The organism is Treponema endosymbiont of Eucomonympha sp. (assembly GCF_001028545.1).
In genome coordinates, this window is sequence record NZ_BBPW01000548.1 from 1 (window position 1) to 485 (window position 485).

1 protein-coding gene is annotated in these 485 nt (G+C 54.2%); it reads right to left on the minus strand.

Features of this window, described 5'->3' with window-relative positions:
- Window positions 1-151: 151 nt before the first annotated feature.
- Window positions 152-485, minus strand: a 334-nt coding sequence (locus AWU74_RS07990) for a transposase (RefSeq protein ID WP_162505080.1), incomplete at its 5' end; no start/stop codon positions are given.

Sequence of the window (485 nt, forward strand, 5' to 3'; positions counted from 1 at the left end):
CTGCCCGGGCAGCAGTTCTTTTATCCGTTCCCACGCCTCGGCGCTTATATCATGCCGGTGAATGCCTTCTTTTCTTTTCATGCTTCCCATTTTACCTCTTTCCCTTTATCCAGTCCACACTACCTAGGGCGGACGAGAGACCGATACTGCCCTAGGCAGTGTGGACTGGAAGGTAGAGGAATAAACACCTGACATGAATGGCGGCGATGAAGGAAGCGGTGAGCTTTGCGTAGCGTGTGGCAATTCCCCGCCAGCGCTTGAGGGCGCGGAAGACGTTTTCAATGACGTGCCGTACCCGATACAGTTCATGGCTGTACGCTCTCTGCTCTTTCCGGCTTTTAACCGGAGGGATGACTGCTGCTATATCCGCTTCCTTAAGCATATCGAGCAGTTCGTTCGTGTCATACGCTTTGTCCGCAAGGAACGCTTCCGCCTCCAAATCCTCCATAAGGAGAGGCGCTTGGCTGCAGTCCGCGACAGTACCG